The sequence below is a fragment of the Chitinophaga sp. genome (genome assembly GCF_039596455.1).
Taxonomy (GTDB): domain Bacteria; phylum Bacteroidota; class Bacteroidia; order Chitinophagales; family Chitinophagaceae; genus Chitinophaga.
On record NZ_JBCNJR010000002.1, the window covers coordinates 125,679 to 147,421 of the forward strand.

At 54.1% G+C, this 21,743-nt stretch carries 22 protein-coding genes; 18 read left to right on the forward strand and 4 right to left on the reverse strand.

Annotated features, from left to right (window positions below; all coding sequences use genetic code 11):
• Position 1 precedes the first annotated feature (1 nt).
• The 3 genes from ABDW36_RS10215 to ABDW36_RS10225 are packed head-to-tail and all read left to right on the forward strand — an operon-like array spanning position 2 to position 3,013.
• Positions 2-937, forward strand: coding sequence for a DUF4434 domain-containing protein (locus ABDW36_RS10215; RefSeq protein WP_343701794.1), 936 nt, complete (start codon positions 2-4; stop codon positions 935-937).
• 29 nt (positions 938-966) lie between these two features.
• Entirely contained in the window at positions 967-2,151 is a 1,185-nt protein-coding gene (locus tag ABDW36_RS10220) for an AGE family epimerase/isomerase (protein ID WP_343701795.1), read from the forward strand.
• 10 nt (positions 2,152-2,161) lie between these two features.
• Positions 2,162-3,013, forward strand: a complete 852-nt coding sequence (locus ABDW36_RS10225; RefSeq protein WP_343701796.1) for an alpha/beta hydrolase fold domain-containing protein — start codon at positions 2,162-2,164, stop codon at positions 3,011-3,013.
• A gap of 115 nt (positions 3,014-3,128) precedes the next feature.
• Here the strand turns inward: ABDW36_RS10225 and ABDW36_RS10230 are convergent, their stop codons facing one another.
• From ABDW36_RS10230 to ABDW36_RS10245, 4 genes are read right to left on the reverse strand one after another with little or no spacing between them, the layout of a single operon-like run.
• Positions 3,129-3,536 (reverse strand): Fic family protein, encoded by a 408-nt coding sequence (locus ABDW36_RS10230; protein ID WP_343702329.1) that lies wholly within the window; start codon positions 3,534-3,536, stop codon positions 3,129-3,131.
• A gap of 12 nt (positions 3,537-3,548) precedes the next feature.
• Positions 3,549-5,483, reverse strand: coding sequence for a heparinase II/III family protein (locus ABDW36_RS10235; protein ID WP_343701797.1), 1,935 nt, complete (start codon positions 5,481-5,483; stop codon positions 3,549-3,551).
• A gap of 54 nt (positions 5,484-5,537) precedes the next feature.
• A complete protein-coding gene (locus tag ABDW36_RS10240; RefSeq protein ID WP_343701798.1) occupies positions 5,538-6,227 on the reverse strand; it encodes a response regulator transcription factor in 690 nt (229 codons plus the stop codon).
• Complete coding sequence (locus ABDW36_RS10245; protein ID WP_343701799.1) at positions 6,196-7,227, reverse strand: histidine kinase; 1,032 nt, start codon at positions 7,225-7,227, stop codon at positions 6,196-6,198. Before ABDW36_RS10245 ends, ABDW36_RS10240 begins: the two co-directional genes overlap by 32 nt.
• Positions 7,228-7,576: 349 nt before the next feature.
• Between ABDW36_RS10245 and hisG the strand changes: the two genes are divergently transcribed.
• From hisG to hisIE, 15 genes are all read left to right on the forward strand, one after another.
• Positions 7,577-8,431 carry an ATP phosphoribosyltransferase gene (hisG, locus tag ABDW36_RS10250; RefSeq protein ID WP_343701800.1) on the forward strand — a complete coding sequence of 285 codons (855 nt, stop codon included), beginning with the start codon at positions 7,577-7,579 and terminating at the stop codon, positions 8,429-8,431.
• A 16-nt stretch (positions 8,432-8,447) separates the two neighbouring features.
• Positions 8,448-9,725: a histidinol dehydrogenase gene (gene hisD, locus ABDW36_RS10255; RefSeq protein ID WP_343701801.1), complete on the forward strand. Its 1,278-nt coding sequence runs from the start codon at positions 8,448-8,450 to the stop codon at positions 9,723-9,725.
• A 9-nt stretch (positions 9,726-9,734) separates the two neighbouring features.
• Positions 9,735-10,787 (forward strand): histidinol-phosphate transaminase, encoded by a 1,053-nt coding sequence (gene hisC, locus ABDW36_RS10260; protein ID WP_343701802.1) that lies wholly within the window; start codon positions 9,735-9,737, stop codon positions 10,785-10,787.
• Positions 10,784-11,917 (forward strand): bifunctional histidinol-phosphatase/imidazoleglycerol-phosphate dehydratase HisB, encoded by a 1,134-nt coding sequence (hisB, locus tag ABDW36_RS10265; protein ID WP_343701803.1) that lies wholly within the window; start codon positions 10,784-10,786, stop codon positions 11,915-11,917. The genes hisC and hisB overlap by 4 nt, the downstream gene beginning before the upstream one ends.
• A gap of 223 nt (positions 11,918-12,140) precedes the next feature.
• A complete protein-coding gene (locus ABDW36_RS10270; protein WP_343701804.1) occupies positions 12,141-13,550 on the forward strand; it encodes an anthranilate synthase component I family protein in 1,410 nt (469 codons plus the stop codon).
• Between the two features lies 1 nt (position 13,551).
• A complete protein-coding gene (locus tag ABDW36_RS10275; protein WP_343701805.1) occupies positions 13,552-14,121 on the forward strand; it encodes an aminodeoxychorismate/anthranilate synthase component II in 570 nt (189 codons plus the stop codon).
• Between the two features lie 34 nt (positions 14,122-14,155).
• On the forward strand, positions 14,156-15,148 hold the full coding sequence (trpD, locus tag ABDW36_RS10280) for an anthranilate phosphoribosyltransferase (protein WP_343701806.1): 993 nt from the start codon (positions 14,156-14,158) through the stop codon (positions 15,146-15,148).
• A 29-nt stretch (positions 15,149-15,177) separates the two neighbouring features.
• Complete coding sequence (trpC, locus tag ABDW36_RS10285; protein ID WP_343701807.1) at positions 15,178-15,981, forward strand: indole-3-glycerol phosphate synthase TrpC; 804 nt, start codon at positions 15,178-15,180, stop codon at positions 15,979-15,981.
• Positions 15,978-16,595 carry a phosphoribosylanthranilate isomerase gene (locus ABDW36_RS10290; RefSeq protein WP_343701808.1) on the forward strand — a complete coding sequence of 206 codons (618 nt, stop codon included), beginning with the start codon at positions 15,978-15,980 and terminating at the stop codon, positions 16,593-16,595. The genes trpC and ABDW36_RS10290 overlap by 4 nt, the downstream gene beginning before the upstream one ends.
• A gap of 7 nt (positions 16,596-16,602) precedes the next feature.
• Positions 16,603-17,808, forward strand: a complete 1,206-nt coding sequence (gene trpB / locus ABDW36_RS10295) for a tryptophan synthase subunit beta (protein WP_343701809.1) — start codon at positions 16,603-16,605, stop codon at positions 17,806-17,808.
• Between the two features lie 7 nt (positions 17,809-17,815).
• On the forward strand, positions 17,816-18,586 hold the full coding sequence (trpA, locus tag ABDW36_RS10300; RefSeq protein ID WP_343701810.1) for a tryptophan synthase subunit alpha: 771 nt from the start codon (positions 17,816-17,818) through the stop codon (positions 18,584-18,586).
• A 21-nt stretch (positions 18,587-18,607) separates the two neighbouring features.
• On the forward strand, positions 18,608-19,201 hold the full coding sequence (gene hisH / locus ABDW36_RS10305) for an imidazole glycerol phosphate synthase subunit HisH (protein ID WP_343701811.1): 594 nt from the start codon (positions 18,608-18,610) through the stop codon (positions 19,199-19,201).
• Positions 19,202-19,203: 2 nt separating this feature from the next.
• On the forward strand, positions 19,204-20,343 hold the full coding sequence (gene hisA, locus ABDW36_RS10310) for a 1-(5-phosphoribosyl)-5-[(5-phosphoribosylamino)methylideneamino]imidazole-4-carboxamide isomerase (protein ID WP_343701812.1): 1,140 nt from the start codon (positions 19,204-19,206) through the stop codon (positions 20,341-20,343).
• A gap of 3 nt (positions 20,344-20,346) precedes the next feature.
• On the forward strand, positions 20,347-21,102 hold the full coding sequence (gene hisF, locus ABDW36_RS10315; RefSeq protein ID WP_343701813.1) for an imidazole glycerol phosphate synthase subunit HisF: 756 nt from the start codon (positions 20,347-20,349) through the stop codon (positions 21,100-21,102).
• 37 nt (positions 21,103-21,139) lie between these two features.
• The gene (hisIE, locus tag ABDW36_RS10320) at positions 21,140-21,736 is read left to right on the forward strand and encodes a bifunctional phosphoribosyl-AMP cyclohydrolase/phosphoribosyl-ATP diphosphatase HisIE (RefSeq protein WP_343701814.1); all 597 of its coding nucleotides are present in this window, start codon (positions 21,140-21,142) and stop codon (positions 21,734-21,736) included.
• Positions 21,737-21,743: the final 7 nt, after the last annotated feature.

Sequence of the window (21,743 nt, forward strand, 5' to 3'; positions counted from 1 at the left end):
TATGAAGATCACAGGCACTTTCCTTGACGAGATCAGTCACGATATACCCCACCAGAACTGGGGCCGCGAAGAATGGGACCGTGACTTCGCTTACATGAAAGCCGTGGGCATAGACACGGTGATACTCATCCGCAGCGGTTACCGCCGCTTCATCACCTACCCGTCTGCCTACCTGCAAAAGCAGTTTGGTTGCTACGAGCCGCCGGTAGACCTGGTAAAGATGTACCTGGAGCTGGCGGACAAACACGGCATGCAGTTCTACTTCGGGCTGTATGACAGCGGGCATTACTGGGATACGGGCAATATGCAATCTGAAATAGATGCCAACCGCTACGTGATAGATGAGGTATGGCAGCAATATGGCCATTACAAGAGCTTCAAGGGCTGGTACCTGAGCATGGAGATCAGCCGCCGCACCAAGGGCGCGGTGGAAGCCTTTTCCACCCTGGGCAACCAGTGCAAGAGCATGAGCAACGGCCTGCCTACTTTCATTTCTCCCTGGATAGACGGGAAAAAGGCGGTGATGGCCGCTTCTGCCAGTCTTACGAAAGAAGACGCCGTGTCTATACAGGAGCATGAAAGAGAATGGAGCGAGATATTTGACGGCGTAAGAGGAGCCGTAGATGCCATTGCTTTCCAGGACGGTCATATAGACTATCACGAGCTGCCGGAATTTTTTGCAGTGAACAAAAAGATGGCAGACAAGTTCGGCATGCAATGCTGGACCAATGCGGAATCTTTTGACCGGGACATGCCCATCAAATTCCTGCCCATCAAGTTCGAGAAGCTGCGCCTCAAGCTGGAAGCCGCCCGGCTGGCCGGTTACGACAAAGCCCTGACGTTCGAGTTTTCTCATTTCATGAGCCCGCAATCTGCCTACCTGCAGGCCGGGCATTTATATAACCGTTATAAAGAATACATCGGAGCACTGAAATAACTCCTGCCAATTTTTAAAGAACAAACCTGATGAAACATTTAGCTGCTTTATACAAGCAAGAACTGCTGGAAAACGTGTTGCCTTTCTGGATCCAAAATTCTAAAGACGAGAAAAACGGAGGTTTTTTTACCTGCCTGGACCGCGAGGGGAAAGTATTTGATACAGACAAGTTTATGTGGCTGCAGGGCCGGGAGGTGTGGATGTTTTCCATGCTGTACCACAAAGTAGCACCTAACGAACAATGGAAAGAAATGGCCCTGCATGGCGCCGCATTTATGCAGAAGTATGGCCGGGATGCGCAGGGCAACTGGTATTTTTCCCTGACGGAAGATGGCAGGCCCCTGGTGCAGCCATACAATATATTTTCAGACTGCTTTGCCGCCATGGGCTTTGGCGCCTTGTACAAAATAGACCCTAAACAGGAGTACTATGATATTGCCAAAAACACTTTTGAAAATATCCTGCGCCGCCGCAACAATCCCAAAGGCCAGTATACCAAACAGATACCCGGCGCCCGCAACCTGAAGAATTTTGCCCTGCCCATGATACTCTGCAACCTTTCCCTGGAGCTGGAGCACATTCTGGGCAGCGAAAAGGTGAACGAGTTCATCCCGGAAGTGCTGGAAGAGGTGATGGAAGTATTTTACCAGCAGGAACAAAACCTGATCCTGGAGAACGTGCTGGAAGACGGCAGCTTTTCAGACTCCTTTGAAGGCCGCCTCATCAACCCCGGCCACGCCATAGAGGCCATGTGGTTCATTATGGACCTGGCCGTGCGCCTCAACGATCCCGCGCTGGCGCAAAAAGCCACAGACATAGGCCTGCGTATGCTGGAATATGGCTGGGACAAAAAGTACGGCGGTATCTTCTATTTTATGGATATCTACAACCACCCGCCCCAGCAGCTGGAGTGGGACCAGAAGCTCTGGTGGGTACACCTGGAAACGCTGGTGTTCCTGGCCAAAGGCTGGCAGCTCACGGGTAGCGAGGCCTGCAAGGCCTGGTTTGACAAGGTGCATGAATACACCTGGAAACATTTCAAGGATGCGGAATATCCCGAATGGTTTGGCTATCTTAACCGCCAGGGAGAGCCGCTGCTGCAACTGAAGGGCGGTAAATGGAAAGGTTGTTTCCACGTGCCGCGCGCCTTGTTCCAGGTATGGCAAACGCTTGAAAAGGCGCCCGCCTTCAGCGGTACGCCCAGTATTGTTTAAAATGGAACGTATGAAGAGATTATTAGTATTATGCTGCCTTTTATGCTGCGGCCTGGCGCAGGCCCAAACCCGGTTCTATTACAAGGATTCCCTGTATGCTGACCATTACGCCCCACAGGGCAAGCCTAACGGCATATCTGTTATGTTCATCCACGGCGGTGGTTTCTCCGGCGGAGACCCTGCCAACCAGCGGCCCTTTGCCGAAGGCATGAGCAAACGCGGATATAATGTATTTGTGATCTCTTACCGCCTTTATATGAAAGGCCGTACCTACAATTGCAGTACGGTAACGCACGAAAAGCTGAAGGCTTTTGAAGTGGCTGCCGAAGATGGTACTGACGCCGCAAGGTTCATACTCGACCGGGCAGATTCACTGCAGGTAGACCCGCAGAAATTCTTCCTGGCCGGCAGCAGCGCCGGTGCGGAAGCCGCCCTGCAAATGCTGTACAATCCCTTTTCCGCTGCAGGCAAAGGCCGTTACGCCTACTTCAGCGAACGCCCCCGTTTTGCCGGCGTGCTCCTGTTTGCAGGCGCCCTGGTAGATATCAACGCCATGCGGCCTGATAACTGGGTGCCCACCTTCCTCATGCACGGCACTAAAGATGCCACAGTGCCTTATGGCACTTCCGCGCACCACTCCTGCAAGGCAGATGCGCCGGGCTGGCTGATACTCTTCGGTTCCAAAACCCTGTACGAAAAAGGGAAGGAGTGGAATAAACCGGTAGTGCTCTACAGTTATAAAGACCGGCAGCACGAGGTTTCCAATTACATGTTCCGCGAGTTTGACAAGATGGACAAGTTTATGCGGGATGTGGCGGCTAAGAAGAAGATAGGGGCGAAGGAGGAAGTGATAATTTATTAACTATCAGTTATTTAAGTAGTAGTAAAAAGGCAATGTGCATTTTTTGCACATTGCCTTTTATATATTATTCTTTATTTTGATAATGATAAATGGACGTTTTACTATAGTTGTTATTCTAGTTAAACGCATTAATCAGGTTTACCACTACTTTGGTCATTACATCCTTTTCTTCCGGCTTGCTTTCTGCTATCATTAATGTAAGTGCCACCAGAGCGTTATCTGCAATACGTTTGCTACCGTCTTGCCGGTACAACAGGTGGTTTTTTTCGAGAAACCATACAAACAGGAATGCGGCAATGCGTTTGTTGCCATCGGAAAAGGAATGGTTTTTTATGGTGAAGTACAGAAGATGAGCTGCTTTCTCCTCCACGCTGGGATATAATTCTTTCCCATCAAACGTCTGGTAAATGACAGACAGAGAGCTTTTGAACGAATCATCCTTTTCATTGCCGAATAGAATACTGCCGCCGAATTTTTGCTTCAGTCCATGTGAGTTTTTTGCACATGCTTCTTTGTTAAATATAAAATGGGCATATCACCCTTTCTTCACCTCCACCTTCAACTCGCCCTTTACCTCATTCCCCAATCCTTTCAGCGCAATCCTGTTCAGTCCGCCGGGCCAGCTTCTTTCCAGCCGCGGGTCATTGTTATCGATATGCTCCACGCCGGCTTCCAGTTTCTTTGCATCGTAATGCAGCGTGAGCGTGAACCCGTCACCTTCCAGCTTGATCTGGCCGGGGCGGGTTACGGTAGCTTTGCAGGCGGTGAGCAGATGTAATACCGGCGGTGTCTGGAGTGCCTCAAGGGTATAATTGTCCGTAATCACAAAGCTGCCGCCGCGGTTCATGCGGTAGCCTCTTTTCCATGATTTCACCTTGGCGGCTTCGGGGTATGCCGAGGCAATGTCTGCGCTGAAGGTGACGGCTTTAGGTGTGGCGGAGAAAGCTGCCGCCGTGGCCTTGTAATTGCGGCCGGCGTGTTGGGCGGTGCCGTTGATCTCCGGCAGGTTGTGGTAGGAAGACTGCATGGTCCAGATCTTGTAACGGTCAGGGCTGAACGTCTGGCGGGTATAGGTGCCTACGCCGGCGTCTACCAGGCAGGGTTTGCCGTCATAATAAAGAATGAAGGTGCCTACGTCGTTATGATTGTGAGACTCCGCATTGTGGCCGCCTTTTGCCGCAAAATAGAAGCCGCGCTGGCTGCCGGGGTATTCCCGCGCAATGGCCACTTCTGTTTGCGGGTACCAGTGTGAGTTGATCAGCGGCTCGCGGGGCGTGTAGGCCATGATCTCTTTCAGGTTCATGAGGTCTGCGATCACGGCCTCTATGGTACCGGAAGGGGGATGCGTGTCCATACTGTCCTGGTGAGCGTACCAGGAGCCGAAGCCCATCATCACATCATCCCCGATGGCTTTGCCGTAGCGGTATACCATGCCTTCATTCACGCCGCCTTTGGCGCTGGCGTCGGCAAAGTTTACGTAGTAGGGTGCGTTGATGTATACATTGCTGATGTAGTTGCCCATGTTCTTGATCAGCGGGTGGCTGAATACGTTGAGCTTACCGCCTGTGGCGTGCTGCAGCAGCTCCAGGCACTCAAAGTATTTGCCGCCGGCATGGCTCCAGTAGGAGGGGCCTTCGTCACAGGCGCCGTCAGCATGGTAGGAATTGGTGAATTTGTCGATAGAGGTGATGGCCTTGTAGATGTATTTGCTGCGCCGGGCGGCGTCATCTTCCAGCAGCAGGATGCACTGCATCACGTTGTAGTTCACCCAGGGGTTCCAGTTGTTCATGGGCCTGTCGCTGAAGCCCATCCACCAGAAATCGTTGCGCGTGTAGTAGGGCTCCAGTATTTTTTCCCGCACTTCGTGCCGGATGCGGGCAGAAACCAGCGGGTTCACCTTGTCCAGCAGCGGCCTGAAATAATAATGCACCCAGGAAAGGAGGGCGCCGGCATCTGCGGAGCCCAGGTCTATCACCGGGCGGGTGATGTCTGGCAGCAGGTCTGCATTTTTGGTAACGGGCAGGTGAGCGGAGAGCGCCCAGCTGCTTTGTTCGCTGATGGCCCATATGCCGTTGATCAGCTGGTCTGTGAATCGGCCCTTGCCTTCCGCCAGTTCTGCCAGCGCCAGGTTTTGCAGCGCTTTTTTCCGGGCGCCGTTAGGGTTCTGCATCACATCCCGGTTGCCGGTGCGGGTAAAGGCCATGAAGTCAGTGGCTTTTACTACGTCCCAGTTGAATTTCAAAGCTTCTTCGCCTCGCTGGATGAGTTCCGTGCGGATGGCGGGCGGCAAGTTGTTCCAGAAATTGCGGTCACTGTAGGCGGGGAGGCTTACCCAGGACTGGTCTTTAATCAACATGGCGTCTACCTGCTGCGGCGTATAGCGGCTGGTGAGCAGGTTTTTGTGATCTTGCGCCAAAACGTGGAATGATAGCTGCACCAGCAAGGTGAGCGTAATGAAAATAGTTTTCACGGTATAAATGTTTTCCTTAAAAATAACATCTATTCCGTTGGGATCAAACCGGTTTTATTTCTGCTTCAGCTTGTTGAGATTGATCTTGAAGGTCTGGCCTACGGGCAGGCTTTCATCCAGTATCACCACGTGGCGCGGGCCCCATTCCTCCACCTTGTCTGCCGCAATGATGTAGGATTTATGGATGCGCACAAAGCAGCTGGCGGGCAGCAGCTTTTCCATTTCGGCGGTGGTGGCGTTCACGATGAGGCATTTGTTTTCCAGGTATACCTTCACGTAGTTGCCCATGCTTTGTACGTAGTAGATATCTGCCGGGTCTACCGCGGTTTGCGTGCTGCCGGTTTTGAGCAGCAGCGGCTCTTCCGGTGGGGCGCTTACCGGGGCTTCCTGCTGCAGTATCTTGTTGACGGCTTTCAGGAAACGGGGAAAGCTGATGGGTTTCAGGATGTAGTCTACCACGTCATACTCATAACTTTCCAGTGCAAACTCGCTATATGCGCTGCAAAGAATGATGCGGGGGTGGTTGTTGTTGAGGGTTTTCAACAGGTCAAGGCCGCTCAGCTCCGGCATGTTGATGTCCAGGAACACCACGTCTACCTTCTCCCGGTGCAGGAAGTTGGCGGTTTCCATGGCATTATAGCAATGCCCTACTATCTGTAAAGCCTGTACCTTTTCAATATGGGCTTCCAGCACATAATGCGCCCCGGGTTCATCATCTACGATCAGGCAGCGGAGTACTTGCATGTCGGTCTAAGGTTAAGATCAGTTCTGTATAATAAATATTGTTCTCTTCATTGGTGATGAGGGTATGCCGCTTGGCATACGCCAGCGCCAGGCGTTGCTTCACGTTATTCAGGCCAACGCCCGTCGAAGATACGGATTGTTTATTGTCCGGCACCGTATTGCGGATCTTCATATGCAGCACTTCACCCTTTATTTCCAGCTCTACCTTGATGTAGGAGGCGGACATGGAGGAGGGGGCGTATTTGAAGGCATTTTCCACGAAGGCGATCAGTATCAGCGGGGTGATCATCAGGTCTTTTTCATGCCCTTTTTTCTTGAAGTTCACCTGGCAGCGCTGCCGTACCCTGGCCCTTTCCAGGTGTACGTAATTGCGGATGAACTGCAGCTCGTCTTCCAGCGGCACCAGCTGCTTGCGGGAGCTTTCCAGCTGGTAGCGCATCAGCTCTGAAATGCTCAATATCAGCTCCGGCGTTTTATTGGGATAGCGGAGGCTCACCCCGTACAGGTTGTTGAGGGTATTGAAAAAGAAGTGGGGGTTCAGCTGGCTTTGCAGGTATTGCAGCTCCTTTTCCCGCAGCAGCAGCGAGTTGCGCAGCTCATGCGTTTGGAAGGTGGCGCCCCGGTACAGGAACCAGAGGCCGATGCCTATCAGCAGGGCGGCGGCGGCAAACACCAGGTCTCCTACCCATATCACGTTGCGGTCAGACTGGAATACATTCGTCCGCAGCAAGTAGGTCACAACAGTGTTAAGTGTCAGCCAGCCCGCCAGCAGTGAAAAATAGCGCCAGTACCGGCCGTGCATCAGTATCTGGAGCATAAATTTGTTATGCAGCGCGCACATCACGTATATAAAGGCCAGGGATACACTCTGGCAGAGGTACAGGCGGGTGTTGGTGATAGGTTCATATTGCAGGTTGATCAATACGTTCACGGTGATCAGCACTATCAGTAACAGGATGTTCACCACCCAACTGTTATTGAATATGTTCTTCAGGCTCATACGCCCGGCAATTTAAGACGATCCGCGCGGAAAGGGCCCGTTTTTGTGATATCCCGCATTCGTCAGGGGATAAAGCGGGCTCAATTAGAAAATTTCAAAAAACAGGCCCCTTTTGCGGTTTTTTTGCAATAAAATGGGGTTTGGCCAAAAATTAGTTTGATTATCCGGATTAGTTCCTAAATTTGCACTCGAAAATTATGAACATTCACGTACATACACATCATCACCATACTTGCCAGCGCGGTAAGCAGGGAATGCTGTAGTATGCATGCAACAGATATTCACCATAGAAGGCTTACCGCATCCCGGTAGGCCTTTTTTGTTTCAAACCGCTGAAAAAAAAGAACAAATGAAACTGCGAATCGCCATTCAAAAGTCAGGCCGCCTGCACGAAGATTCTATCAAGCTGCTGAAAGAATGCGGCATAGACATCAACAACGGCGTGAACAAGCTCAAGACAGAAGCCTCCAACTTCCCGCTGGAAGTGTTTTTCCTCCGCGATGACGATATTCCGCAGTACGTGGAAGACGGCGTGGCAGACATTGGCATTGTTGGTGAAAACGTAGTGCTGGAAAAGAACCGCCCCCTGCGCACCGTAGAAAAGCTGGGCTTCGGCAAATGCCGCCTGGCCATGGCCGTGCCCAAAGGCATGGAATACACCTCCATCCGCGATCTGAACGGGCAGCGCATTGCCACCAGCTATCCTGTTATTCTGCAAGACTTTCTCAAAAAGATGGATATCACCGCCGAAATACACGAGATCAGCGGTTCCGTTGAAATAGCGCCCGGCATCGGGCTGGCTGATGCCATCTGCGACCTGGTGAGCAGTGGCTCCACCCTGTTCATGAACGGCCTGAAAGAAGTGGAAACCATTCTGCGCTCCGAGGCCGTGCTGGTGAGTCACGACCGGCTTACTCCCGGCCAGCAGCAGTTGCTGGACAAGCTCCTGTTCCGTATACAGGCGGTGAAAAAGGCCAAGAACAATAAATACGTGCTGCTCAACGCGCCCAATAACAAGCTGCCGGAGATCATAGGCCTGCTGCCGGGCATGAAAAGCCCCACCGTGCTGCCCCTGGCGGAAGCCGGCTGGAGCTCCGTGCATTCCGTGCTCAATGAAAATGATTTCTGGGACATCATCGAAAGCCTGAAAGCCGCCGGTGCGCAGGGCATACTGGTAGTGCCCATTGAAAAAATGGTGGTGTAACTCAAAAACGTTCGTTATGCAAGTGATCCGATACCCGGAAAAAAATACCTGGAACACGCTGCTGCGGCGCCCTGTGCTGGACACGCGGCAGCTGGAGGCCACCGTGTCCGCCATTCTTGACGATGTAAAAACCAATGGCGATGCGGCCGTACTGAAATACACCGCCCAATTTGATAAAGTGGAGCTGGCGGACCTGCGGGTAGACGCCGAAGAGTTTGCCGCGGCAGACGCTGCGCTGGACGAGCCGCTGAAAAACGCCATCCGCCAGGCGGCGGCCAATATTGAGGCCTTTCACCGGGCGCAGGTGGAAGAAGTGACGATGATCGAGACCATGCCCGGTGTGCAATGCTGGCGCAAACCGGTAGGCATAGAAAAAGTAGGCCTCTACATCCCCGGCGGTACCGCCCCGCTGTTCTCCACCATCCTGATGCTGGCTATCCCCGCGCGCCTGGCCGGTTGCAGCGAAATAGTGCTGTGTACCCCTCCCGGCCGCAACGGCCGCGTTCACCCCGCCGTGCTCTGGGCCGCGCACTACACCGGCATCACCCGGGTGTTCAAAACCGGCGGCGTTCAGGCCATTGGCGCTATGGCCTTCGGTACAGAAAGCGTTCCCAAAGTATACAAGATATTCGGCCCCGGTAACCAATATGTTACCTGCGCCAAACAGCTGGTGAACAGCGCCGGCACGGCTATAGACATGCCCGCCGGCCCCTCTGAAGTGGCCGTGTTCGCTGATGAGGCCTGCGTGCCTGCCTTTGTGGCGGCAGACCTGCTCTCGCAGGCGGAGCACGGGCCAGACAGCCAGGTGCTGCTGGTGAGCACCTCGGAAACCGTCATTGCCGCCGTGCAGGCGGAGGTAGAAACCCAGCTGGAGCAGCTGCCCCGCAAAGACATGGCCACCCAGGCCCTGGGCAACAGCCGCCTGGTGCTGGTCAAAGACCGGGATGAGGCTATGGACCTGCTGAACGAGTATGCGCCTGAACACCTCATCATGGCCTGCGAGAACGATGAAGCGCTGGCCACCCGCGTGGTGAACGCCGGCTCCGTGTTCCTGGGCAATTACTCCCCTGAAAGCGCGGGAGACTATGCCTCCGGCACCAATCACACCCTGCCTACCAACGGCTATGCCACCGCCTACAGCGGCGTCAGCGTAGACAGTTTCGTGAAAAAGATCACCTTCCAGCGCCTCACCCGGGAAGGCCTGCAAGCCCTGGCCCCCGCCATTGAGGCCATGGCTGCGGCAGAAGGGCTGGAAGCGCACAAAAACGCAGTAACCATCAGAATAAACCCGTAATTGACCGTCATGTTCGACCTGAATAATATCTTAAGAGACAACATCAAACGCCTGGTACCTTACTCCTCCGCCCGCGACGAGTTTAAAGGCGAAGCCTCCGTATTCCTGGACGCCAACGAAAACAGCTTCGGCTCCCCCTTGCCGGTGGCCTATCATCGTTACCCGGACCCTATGCAATGGAAGGTGAAGTACCGCATAGCGGATATCAAAGGCGTACCGCCGCAGAACATTTTTCTCGGTAACGGCAGTGACGAAGCCATAGACGTGCTGTTCAGGGCTTTCTGCCGCCCCGGCGTGGATAACGTGGTACTATGCCCGCCCACCTACGGCATGTATGAAGTGAGCGCCAACATCAATGATGTAACCATCCGCAAAGCCACGCTCACGGAAGACTTTCAGCTAGACCTGGAAGCCATGGAAGCGGCCATAGACGGGAACACCAAGCTCATTTTCATCTGTTCCCCCAACAACCCCACCGCCAACGCCATCCGCAAGGAAGACATTGAAATGGTGCTGAACAACTTTGACGGCATTGTGGTGGTAGATGAAGCCTACATCAACTTCTCCAAACAGAAAACCCTCATACAGGAGCTGATGGAGTACCCTAACCTGGTGATACTGCAAACGCTGTCCAAAGCCTGGGGCCTGGCCGCTTTGCGCGTGGGCATGGCCTTTGCCAGCGAAGACATCATCAACGTGTTCAACAAGGTAAAGCCGCCCTATAACATCAACCAGGCCTCACAGGAGCTGGCGCTGGAAGCCCTGAACAATATAGACCAGGTGAACGCCTGGATCAGGGAAACGGTAGAAGAGCGGGGCAAGCTGGAAGAAGCGCTGCCGCTGCTGCCCATCGTGGAAAAGGTATACCCCAGCGATGCCAACTTCCTGCTGGTGAAAACCACGGATGCCAACGGCATTTACAACCAGCTGGTAGAACAGGGCATTATTGTGCGCAACCGCTCCAAGGTAGAGCTTTGCGCCGGCTGCCTTCGTATTACCGTAGGCACGCCGCAGGAAAATATTGAATTGCTCAACGCTTTAAAATCCATTGCCGCAAAATGAAACGCGTATTATTCATAGACAGGGACGGTACCATGATCAGGGAAGTGCCGCCCACGTACCAGATAGACAGCCTGGAGAAAGTGGAATTCTACCCCAAGGTATTCACTTACCTGGGCAAAATAGCGCGGGAGCTGGATTATGAGCTGGTGATGGTCACCAACCAGGACGGGCTGGGCACGGACTCTTTCCCCGAAGCCACCTTTGTAGCGCCCCACCAGCACATTATGACCTCCTTTGCCAATGAAGGCGTTCATTTTTCCGCGGTGCACATAGATAAAAGTTTCCCTGACGAGAACAAACCCACCCGCAAACCCGGCACGGGCATGCTCACGCAGTACTTCTCGAAAGATTATGACCTGGCCAACTCCTTCGTGATAGGAGACCGCATCACAGACGTGAAGCTGGCGCAGAACCTGGGCGCAAAGGCCATCTGGCTGAATGAAGGCACCTCCCTGGGCGCGGCCGAAGTAACGGACGAAGGCGGCCTGAAAGACGTGGTAGCCCTGGAAACCACAGACTGGGCAAAGATCTACGAGTTCCTGAAAATAGGCCTGCGCACGGTCAGCCATACCCGCACCACCAAGGAAACAGACATCCGTATCGACCTCAACCTGGATGGTACCGGCAAGGCCAGCATCCACACCGGCCTGGCCTTTTTTGACCATATGCTTGACCAGATTGCCCGCCACGGCAGTATAGATCTCAGTATTGAAGCCAAGGGAGACCTGCATATAGACGAGCACCACACTATAGAAGATACCGGCATTGCCCTGGGAGAAGCCTTTGCCATGGCCCTGGCGGATAAAAAAGGCACGGAGCGGTACGGCTTCTGCCTGCCTATGGATGATTGCCTGGCGCAGGTAGCCATTGACTTCGGCGGCCGCAACTGGATTGTGTGGGATGCGGAGTTCAAGCGGGAAAAGATAGGGGAGATGCCCACGGAAATGTTCTTCCACTTTTTCAAATCCTTCTCTGACGCCGCCAGGTGCAACCTGAACGTGAAGGCGGAAGGGCAGAACGAGCACCACAAGATAGAGGCCATCTTCAAGGCCTTTGCCAAAGCGGTGAAAATGGCCGTAAAACGCAATCCGGACAATATGCAGCTGCCCAGCACCAAAGGGGTGCTGTAAACATTTCAGTAATATGATCAAAATAAAATTTGCATTTTCCGGGAATTCGCCTCATATTTGCGATCACAATGCAAATGATCAATACATACAAACTTTGGTGGCACGCAGAAGGTCTTTCCGCTGTGTAGCAGTGCCGCGTTTGTATTTGAAATACTTGAAGAAGGCTCGCTGTACACAGCGGGCCTTCTTCTTTTTATGCTTTTAACTGATTTTATACTTAAAGATGAAACGCATCCAGGTAAAAACAAGATCGAAACATATGCTGGCAGACGTGTTCACCCCCGTGAGCATCTACCTCCGCATTCGCGACAAGTTTCCCGGCTCCATACTGCTGGAAAGCACAGACTCCCATGCCAGCGAGAACAGTTTTTCCTTCATCGGCATCAAGCCGGTGGCCGGCATAGAAGTGACCTCTACAGACGTGTTTGAGTTCAAATACCCCGGCCAGCCCGTAGAGCGGAAGCAGCTCAAGAGCCGCCAGGAGGTGCTGCGCGAAATGGATGCCTTCCTGAAAAGTTTCTCCTTTAGTGAAAAATCTCCCCTGCCTTTTGCAGAAGGCCTGTTCGGGTACAGCACCTATGATTCCGTTCAGTTCTTTGAAAAGATCGCTTTTCAGAAAAGGGGCGCCGCCGGCAACACCATCCCGCTGATGCGTTACCGTTTTTACCAGTACGTGATCGCCATCAACCACTTCAAGGACGAGATGTACCTCATAGAGAACCAGGTAGACGGGCTGGAGAGCGAGTTTGACTACGTGGAATCGCTCATCCGCAATAAAGACTTCCCCAGCTATCCCTTCCAGGCCAAAGGCCAGGAAGAAAGCAACCTGACAGACCAGCAGTATATGGATATGGTAGAGAAAGGCCGCCAGCACTGCTTCCGGGGAGATGTGTTCCAGATAGTGCTGTCACGCGCGTTCAACCGCGGTTTTTCCGGGGATGAGTTCAACGTGTACCGCGCCCTCCGTTCCATCAATCCTTCCCCTTATCTTTTTTATTTTGATTATGGAGATTATAAGCTGATGGGCTCTTCTCCCGAAGCGCAGCTCATCATCAAAGACCGCAAGGCGGTGATCCACCCCATAGCCGGTACTTTCAGGCGTACAGGTAACGATGAGCAGGATAAAGAGCTGGCCGCCCGCCTGCTGGAAGACCCCAAGGAAAACGCGGAGCACGTTATGCTGGTAGACCTGGCCCGTAACGATCTCAGCCGCCATGCCACCAACGTGGAGGTGGAAACCTACCGGGAAATCAAATACTACTCCCACGTTATTCACCTGGTGAGCGAAGTGACCGGCCAGCTGGAGCCCGGCAGCAGCCCCTTTGACATACTGGCGGCCACTTTCCCCGCAGGCACCCTTTCCGGCGCGCCCAAATACAAGGCCATGGAGCTGATAGACGCCTATGAGCCTACGGCCCGCGGCTTCTACGGCGGCTGTGTGGGTTTTGTAGGGTTCAACGGCAACTTCAACCACGCCATCATGATCCGCTCCATCCTGAGCAAGAACAATACGCTGTACTACCAGGCCGGCGCCGGCGTTGTGGCCCAGTCTGTGGCCAGCTCCGAGCTGCAGGAGGTGAACAATAAACTCAATGCATTAAAACAGGCCATAGAACTGGCCCAAAATATATGATATGAAGATTCTGGTGTTTGATAATTACGACTCCTTTACCTATAACCTGGTACACCTGGTGGAAAAGATCATCGGGGAGAAAGTGACCGTGGTGCGTAACGACGAGATCAGCCTGGATGAGGTAGACGCCTATGACAAGATCATTCTTTCACCCGGCCCCGGCATTCCTGAAGAAGCAGGCTTGCTGCTGCCGCTCATCAAACGGTATGCGCCCTCCAAATCCATCTTCGGCGTGTGCCTGGGCCAGCAGGCCATAGGCGAGGCGCTGGGCGCAAAGCTCACCAACCTTTCCGAAGTATACCATGGCGTAGCTACGCCGGTAAGCATTGTATCCCGCAGCGGCCGCCTGTTCAGCAACCTGCCTGATACCCTGGAAGTAGGCCGCTACCACTCCTGGGTGGTAGATGAAAAAACGCTGCCCGCGGAGCTGGAAGTGACCGCCCGTGATGAGCACGGCTACATCATGGCGCTGCAGCATAAACAATACGATGTAAGCGGCGTGCAGTTTCACCCGGAAAGCGTGCTCACGCCGGAGGGAGAACGGATATTGCGCAACTGGTTAGGCCTCTGAAAGCAACCGGTCCCTGTCTTTAAAAAATAACGAGATGAAAAAGATATTAAACTACCTTTTTGAACATAAAAGTTTCAGCCGCCAGGCTGCCAGGGAAATACTCACCAGCATTTCCAAAGGCGCGTACAACGAAAGCGAGCTGGCCGCCTTCATGACGGTGTTCCTGATGCGCAGCATTACCATTGAAGAGCTGCTGGGCTTCCGCGATGCGCTGCTGGAGCTGTGCGTGCCGGTAGACCTGAACGGTCATAATGTGCTGGACATTGTAGGCACCGGCGGAGATGGCAAGAACACCTTCAACGTCTCCACGCTCTCCTGCTTCATTGTGGCCGGCGCGGGCGGCAAGGTAGCCAAACACGGCAACTATGGCGTATCTTCGATCAGCGGCGCTTCTAACGTGATGGAATCTGTAGGGTACAAGTTCAAGAACGATAACGCCAAGCTGAAACAGGAAATTGAAGAAGCGGGCATCTGCTTCCTGCATGCGCCGCTCTTTCACCCGGCCCTGAAAAACGTGGCCGGCGTGCGCAGGCAGTTAGGAGTGCGAACTTTCTTTAACATGCTGGGCCCCCTGGTGAACCCCGCTTTTGCGCAACACCAGCTCATTGGGGTGTACAGCCTTGAAATGGCCCGCATTTACAACTACCTGTTCCAGCAAACAGACAAACGTTTTGCCATTGTGCACGGGCTGGACGGTTACGATGAAATTTCCCTCACGGGAGATACCCGCATCATCACCAATGAAGGTGAGCAGGACTGGACGCCCGAAGCCCTCGGCAAACGGCAGGTGCACGCGCAGGATATTTATGGCGGCAATACGCCTGATGAAGCGGCGAAGATATTTATGAAAGTGCTGAAAGGAGAAGGCAGCTGGGCGCAGCATTCCGTGGTAATGGCCAATGCCGCCATGGGGCTGTACTGCCTGGAGAAGTATCCCACTTACGATGAGTGTTTCCAGGCCGCTGTAGAATCCCTGGAATCAGGCGCCGCGTACAAGGTGTACGAAAAACTGATAGCCCTGCAATAGCACTGTTTTTAAAAGAGGAAAATAAGACCATGAAGGACATACTGGCTGAAATAACAGCCCATAAAGTAAAGGAAGTAGCGGAAAGAAAAAAGGTACGCAGCGTGGAAGAGCTGCAGCGCAGCGCCGCATTCAGCCGAGATGCGCTTTCTCTCCGCAGCTTTCTCAAACAGCCGCACCGTACCGGCATCATTGCCGAATTTAAAAGGAAGTCGCCCTCCAAAGGCATCATTAACGACACCGCCGCCGTACAGGAGGTAACCGCCGCTTACGCCCGCAACGGCGCCTCCGGCCTCAGCGTGCTCACAGACCAGCAGTTCTTCGGCGGGTCTATGGATGACCTGCAGCAGGCGCGCGCCGTGAACAACATCCCCATTCTGCGGAAAGACTTTGTGATAGATGAATACCAGGTGGTAGAAGCCAAAGCCATTGGCGCAGATGTAGTGCTGCTCATTGCGGAATGCCTTACGGCGGAGGAGGTGAAGCACCTGGCCGCCTTTGCCCATAACCTGGGGCTGGAAGTGCTGCTGGAAGTGCACAGCGGAGACCAGTTGGAGAAGATCACCCCGCATACGCATCTCATCGGCATCAACAACCGCAACCTGAAAACCTTCCAGGTAGACATTCACCGCTCCATGGAGCTGCTGAAGCAGATACCCGCGGAATACAGCAAGGTGGCGGAAAGCGGCATGGACGATCCCGCTACCATCGTAACACTGAAACAGGCCGGCTTTGACGGTTTCCTGATCGGTGAGCACTTTATGAAAGCGGAAGATCCCGGCAATGCGTTCGAGCAATTTTCCCGTTCCCTGAAAGAAAAACTGGCGCAGCTATGAACCTGAAAGTATGCGGTATTACCCGGCAGGCAGACCTGGATGCACTGGTGCAGCTGGGGGTGAACTATGCGGGTTTTATCTTCTACAATAAATCCCCGCGTTTTGCCGGCAACAAGCTGCCCGGCCGCAGCGTGCGGGAAACGAAGAACATTGCCAAGGTAGGCGTGTTTGTGAATGCAGACCCTGCGCAGGTGGTGCAAACGGTGAAAGATTATGGTCTTGACCTGGTGCAGCTGCATGGAGAAGAATCGGTAGCCGTGTGTGAGCAGCTGCGTTTAACAGTGCCGGTCATCAAGGTATTTCACGTGGGCGATACCGAAGCCCATCTGCAGGCAGCACCCTACATGGCCGTGAGCGACTATTTCCTGTTCGATACCGCATCAAAGGAATACGGCGGCACCGGCCGCCAGTTCAACTGGGAGCTGCTGAACAGCTACGCGCTGGAGCAGCCCTTCTTTCTCAGCGGCGGCATTGGCCCGGCAGACGTGGACGCGCTGGCCCGGTGGCAGCACCGCTCCCTGTTTGCGCTGGACGTGAACAGCCGTTTTGAACTTTCTCCCGGCGTCAAAGACATGGACAAGGTAGCCGGTTTTCTACAATCAATAAAAAAATGAACAGATCATGGATATAGCGGTGAATACTTCGCAATCTAGGTATCATGTAAACAACAAAGGATATTTCGGCAACTTCGGGGGCGCATACATTCCTGAAATGCTGTACCCCAACGTGGAAGAGCTGCGGGAGCAATACCTGCAGATCATGGCAGACCCTGCTTTCCAGCAGGAGTTTGAACAGCTGCTGAGAGATTATGTAGGCAGGCCTTCCCCCCTGTATTTTGCCAGCCGCCTGTCCCAGAAGTACGGCGCGCAGATCTACCTGAAGCGGGAAGACCTGAACCATACCGGCGCGCACAAGATCAACAACACCATTGGCCAGATATTGCTGGCCAAACGCCTGGGCAAAAAACGCATCATTGCCGAAACCGGCGCCGGCCAGCACGGCGTGGCCACCGCTACCGTTTGCGCCCTGATGGGGCTGGAGTGCGTGGTGTACATGGGCAGCGTAGACATCCAGCGTCAGGCGCCCAACGTGGCCCGCATGCAGATGCTGGGCGCTACCGTAGTGCCCGCCACCAGCGGCAGCAAAACGCTGAAAGACGCTACCAATGAAGCCATCCGTGACTGGATCAACAACCCCGTAGATACGCATTACATCATCGGCTCCGTAGTGGGCCCGCATCCGTACCCTGATATGGTGGCCCGCTTCCAGTCTGTGATCAGCGAAGAGATCCGCAAGCAGCTGCTGGAAAAAACCGGTAAAGAAACGCCCACCTACGTGATAGCCTGCGTAGGCGGCGGCAGCAATGCGGCCGGCGCCTTTTTCCATTTTACGGACGAGGACGAAGTGGAGCTGATAGCCGTGGAAGCCGCCGGTAAAGGCGTGCATAGCGGGTTTTCAGCCGCCACCTCCCAGCTGGGCCGCCCCGGCGTGATACACGCCAGCAAAACCCTGCTGATGCAAACGGAAGACGGGCAGATCGTAGAGCCGCATTCCATTTCAGCCGGGCTGGACTATCCGGGCGTAGGCCCCTTCCATGCGCATCTGTACGAAAGCGGCCGCGCCGTGTTCCTCAGCTCCACAGACAATGAGGCCCTGGCCGCAGGTTACGAGCTGAGCCTGCTGGAAGGCATCATTCCCGCGCTGGAATCCGCCCATGCGCTGGCCAAGCTGGCAGACCTGCCCCTGAAGAAAGATGAAGTAGTGGTAGTGTGCCTCAGCGGCCGCGGAGACAAAGACCTTGAAACCTATATCAAACACTTAAAGTAAGGAGACCATGAACCGCATAGACCAATTATTCAGTACCAAGGGTCAGAACATCCTCAACATATATTGCACCGCCGGTTTCCCCGCCCTGAATGATACCGTAGCCGTTGTAGAAGCGCTGCAGCAGAGCGGGGCAGATATGGTGGAGCTGGGCATGCCTTTCTCGGACCCGCTGGCAGACGGGCCGGTGATACAAGACAGCAGCACCCGCGCCATTGCCAACGGCATGCGCCTCAGCGTGCTGTTTGAACAGCTGAAAGATTTCCGCAGCAAGGTGACCATCCCCGTTATCCTGATGGGCTACCTCAACCCCGTACTGCAGTTCGGCGTGGAGAACTTCTGCAAGGCCTGCGCCGCCGTAGGCATAGACGGCCTCATTCTACCTGATTTGCCGATGGACGAGTACGAGAACGAATACCGCCCGCTGTTCGAAAAATACGGCCTGCACCTCATTTTCCTCGTAACGCCCGAAACAACAGAAGCCCGCATCCGCAAAATAGACAGCCTGAGCAAAGGTTTTGTGTACGCCGTGTCTTCCTCCTCCACCACCGGCAAAAACAAAGACATGGCCGGGCAGGAAGCGTATTTTGCGCGGCTGAAGGCCATGGGGCTGAAAAACCCCGTGCTGGTAGGCTTCGGCATACGTGATAAAAGCACCTTCCAGGCCGCCTGCGCCAGCAGCAACGGCGCAATTATAGGCAGCGCTTTTGTGAAAGCCATCGAAAACAGTACTAACTTGCAGGCTGATATTGCAGGGTTTGTAAAAGGTATTCTTGCATAAGCGGCAAAAGAACGAAACAACATGAAAACAGCCATTCTCAAATACAACGCCGGCAACATCCGTTCCGTGCTCTTTGCCCTGGAAAGACTGGGAGTGGAAGCTACCGTGACGGACAACCCGGAGGAGCTGCGCAGCGCTGACAAGGTGATATTTCCCGGGGTGGGGGAGGCCAGCACGGCCATGAGCTACCTCAAAGAGCGCCGGCTGGACGAATTGATCAAAGACCTGAAGCAGCCTGTGCTGGGCATTTGCCTGGGCATGCAGCTCATGTGCAAACATTCCGAAGAAAATGACACGGCCTGCATGGGCATCTTTGACCTGCCCGTGAAAAAGTTCGAATCTCCCGTCAAAAACCTGCTCAAGATACCGCAGATAGGCTGGAACAACGTGGCCGGCCTGCACAGCGTCATCTTCGAGCATGTGCCTGAAAACGCCTACATGTATTTTGTGCACAGCTACTATGTGGCCCTGGGCCCTGAAACCACGGCCATTGCCAATTATATCATCAATTACAGCGCTGCATTGCAGAAAGACAATTTTTATGCGGTGCAGTTTCACCCTGAAAAATCGGCGGATGCCGGCCAGCAACTCATTGAGAGCTTTTTGAAATTGTAAGCGTGGAAATAAAACAGATCACTACAGACGAAACCCTGCGCCTGCGCAGGGATGTAATGTACCCGCACTGGAGCCTTGACCAGGTAAAGATGCCGCATGACGCGGAAGGGCTCCACTACGGCCTGTTCATGGACGGTGAGATGGTGTCCGTAGTATCCCTTTTCATCAGCGGCAGCTCCGCGCAGTTCCGCAAACTGGCTACCGCCGCGCATCACCAGGGAAAAGGCTTCGGCAAGGCGCTCATGCAGCACCTTACAGACGTATGCCGCCAGCACGGCGTGGCCACCCTCTGGTGCAACGCCCGCGCCAGCGCGGAAACCTTCTACCTGCGCCTGGGCTTCAAACGCATCAGCGAATTATTTTACAAAGACAATATTCCCTTCTATAAAATGGACATCAGCCTGGATGCGCCGCCCGCGCAGCGCTTCACCATCATTCCCGCCATAGACATCATTGGCGGCAAATGCGTACGCCTCACCCAGGGAGACTATGCGCAAAAAACCGTGTACAACGAGCAGCCGCTGGAAGTAGCCAAGGAATTTGAAGACGCCGGCGTAAAACGCCTGCACCTGGTAGACCTTGACGGGGCAAAGGCCGGTGCGGTAGTGAACTGGAAAGTGCTGGAGGCCATAGCCGGTAAAACCTCCCTGGTGGTGGATTTTGGCGGAGGTATCAAAAAAGACGCAGACCTGCGCATCGTGTTCGAATCAGGCGCCGCCCTGGCCACCATTGGCAGCGTGGCGGTAAAACAACCCGACCTGTTTTTCCGCTGGCTGGCTGCTTACGGGGCAGACAGGATATTCCTGGGCGCCGATGTGAAGGGAGAGCAGCTGGCCGTTGGCGGCTGGCTGGAAACCACGGATACCAGCATTTATGACTTCCTGCGCACCAACCTTGACAAAGGCGTGAAGGAAGTGTTCTGCACAGATATTGCCAAAGACGGACTGTTGCAAGGCCCGTCTACCGAATTGTATAAAAAGATCATTGCCGCCGTGCCCGGCATTCACCTCACCGCCAGCGGCGGCGTCAGCAATATGGCAGACGTAGAGGAGCTGCAGCAGGCAGGCCTGGCCGGCGTTATCATAGGCAAGGCCATCTATGAAGGAAAGATCACCATGGCCGAACTGAAAAAATTGTTATAACGCATGCTCACAAAACGCATCATACCCTGTCTTGACATCAAAGACGAACGCACCGTAAAAGGCGTGAACTTCGAGAACATCCGCGACGCCGGAGACCCCATTGAGCTGGGCGCCCTCTATGCCGCGCAAGGGGCGGACGAGCTGGTGTTCCTTGACATCACCGCCACTAACGAACGGCGCAAGACCCTCTCCGAACTGGTAACCCGTATTGCCCGGCACGTGAACATCCCCTTCACCGTAGGCGGGGGCATTGCTTCCGTAGAAGACGTTAGCGTATTGCTCAACGCCGGGGCAGACAAGGTATCCGTTAACACCGCCGCGTTCCGCAACCCGCCCCTGCTCAACGAGCTGGCCCGCGAGTTCGGCAGCCAGTGCATCGTACTGGCCATAGATACGCGTTTTGAGGAAGGAGACTGGTTCGTGTACCTCAACGGCGGCCGCGTGAAAACGGATGCCAGAACGGAAGACTGGGCCAGGGAGGCCGTAGACCGCGGCGCAGGGGAAATATTGCTCACCTCCATGAACAATGACGGTACCAAGCAGGGCTTTGCGCTGGACATTACCGGCCGCCTTTCCCAAAACCTCAACGTGCCCGTGATCGCTTCAGGCGGGGCAGGCACCATGGAGCATTTTGCGGACGTGTTCGAAAAAGCGCAGGCAGACGCCGCCCTGGCCGCCAGCATTTTCCATTACAAGGAAATGGAAATCCCCGCGCTGAAAAATTATCTTTACCAGAAAGGGATACAGATCCGTTTCTGATTATTATATATTTATTATATTTAAAGTGTTTTTGCCGATGCAGGTCAATTTTTCCAAGTCACCAGACGGGTTAGTGCCCGCCATCATACAGGATGCCATTACGTCTAAAGTGCTGATGCTGGGCTATATGGACCAGGAAGCGCTGGAGAAGACGCTGGCGGAGAAGAAGGTGACGTTTTACAGCCGTTCCAAACAGCGGCTGTGGACGAAGGGGGAGGAAAGCGGCAATTTCCTCCACCTCGTAAGCGCGGCGCTGGATTGCGACCAGGATACCCTGCTGCTGAAAGTGCACCCCGCAGGCCCTGTTTGCCACACCGGCGCAGACACCTGCTGGAACGAAGAGAACAAGGAACAGCAGGCCTTTCTGACCCGGCTGGAGCAGGTGATCCGTGACAGGAAAGCCCATCCCACGGAAAAATCCTACACCGCGTCTCTCTTTGCCAAAGGCATCAACAAAATTGCCCAGAAAGTAGGGGAAGAGGCCGTGGAAGTAGTGATTGAAGCGAAAGACAACAACAGCGAGCTGTTCCTCAACGAGTCTGCAGACCTGTTGTTCCATTACCTGATCTTGCTCCAGGCAAAAGATTTTACCCTGGAAGACGTTATAAACGTATTGAAAGAACGGCATAAATAGCAATATC

What these genes read in the sequence shown, in the direction of transcription:
- hisD (WP_343701801.1), top strand. Translation starts at nt 8,448, where the DNA reads ATGCAAGTGATCCGATACCCGGAAAAAAATACCTGGAACACGCTGCTG.
- hisC (WP_343701802.1), top strand. Translation starts at nt 9,735, where the DNA reads ATGTTCGACCTGAATAATATCTTAAGAGACAACATCAAACGCCTGGTA.
- ABDW36_RS10220 (WP_343701795.1), top strand. Translation starts at nt 967, where the DNA reads ATGAAACATTTAGCTGCTTTATACAAGCAAGAACTGCTGGAAAACGTG.
- ABDW36_RS10225 (WP_343701796.1), top strand. Translation starts at nt 2,162, where the DNA reads ATGAAGAGATTATTAGTATTATGCTGCCTTTTATGCTGCGGCCTGGCG.
- ABDW36_RS10290 (WP_343701808.1), top strand. Translation starts at nt 15,978, where the DNA reads ATGAACCTGAAAGTATGCGGTATTACCCGGCAGGCAGACCTGGATGCA.
- hisIE (WP_343701814.1), top strand. Translation starts at nt 21,140, where the DNA reads ATGCAGGTCAATTTTTCCAAGTCACCAGACGGGTTAGTGCCCGCCATC.
- trpA (WP_343701810.1), top strand. Translation starts at nt 17,816, where the DNA reads ATGAACCGCATAGACCAATTATTCAGTACCAAGGGTCAGAACATCCTC.
- hisG (WP_343701800.1), top strand. Translation starts at nt 7,577, where the DNA reads ATGAAACTGCGAATCGCCATTCAAAAGTCAGGCCGCCTGCACGAAGAT.
- ABDW36_RS10270 (WP_343701804.1), top strand. Translation starts at nt 12,141, where the DNA reads ATGAAACGCATCCAGGTAAAAACAAGATCGAAACATATGCTGGCAGAC.
- ABDW36_RS10240 (WP_343701798.1), bottom strand. Translation starts at nt 6,227, where the DNA reads ATGCAAGTACTCCGCTGCCTGATCGTAGATGATGAACCCGGGGCGCAT.
- ABDW36_RS10275 (WP_343701805.1), top strand. Translation starts at nt 13,552, where the DNA reads ATGAAGATTCTGGTGTTTGATAATTACGACTCCTTTACCTATAACCTG.
- hisH (WP_343701811.1), top strand. Translation starts at nt 18,608, where the DNA reads ATGAAAACAGCCATTCTCAAATACAACGCCGGCAACATCCGTTCCGTG.
- trpD (WP_343701806.1), top strand. Translation starts at nt 14,156, where the DNA reads ATGAAAAAGATATTAAACTACCTTTTTGAACATAAAAGTTTCAGCCGC.
- hisF (WP_343701813.1), top strand. Translation starts at nt 20,347, where the DNA reads ATGCTCACAAAACGCATCATACCCTGTCTTGACATCAAAGACGAACGC.
- ABDW36_RS10245 (WP_343701799.1), bottom strand. Translation starts at nt 7,227, where the DNA reads ATGAGCCTGAAGAACATATTCAATAACAGTTGGGTGGTGAACATCCTG.
- trpC (WP_343701807.1), top strand. Translation starts at nt 15,178, where the DNA reads ATGAAGGACATACTGGCTGAAATAACAGCCCATAAAGTAAAGGAAGTA.
- hisB (WP_343701803.1), top strand. Translation starts at nt 10,784, where the DNA reads ATGAAACGCGTATTATTCATAGACAGGGACGGTACCATGATCAGGGAA.
- trpB (WP_343701809.1), top strand. Translation starts at nt 16,603, where the DNA reads ATGGATATAGCGGTGAATACTTCGCAATCTAGGTATCATGTAAACAAC.
- ABDW36_RS10215 (WP_343701794.1), top strand. Translation starts at nt 2, where the DNA reads ATGAAGATCACAGGCACTTTCCTTGACGAGATCAGTCACGATATACCC.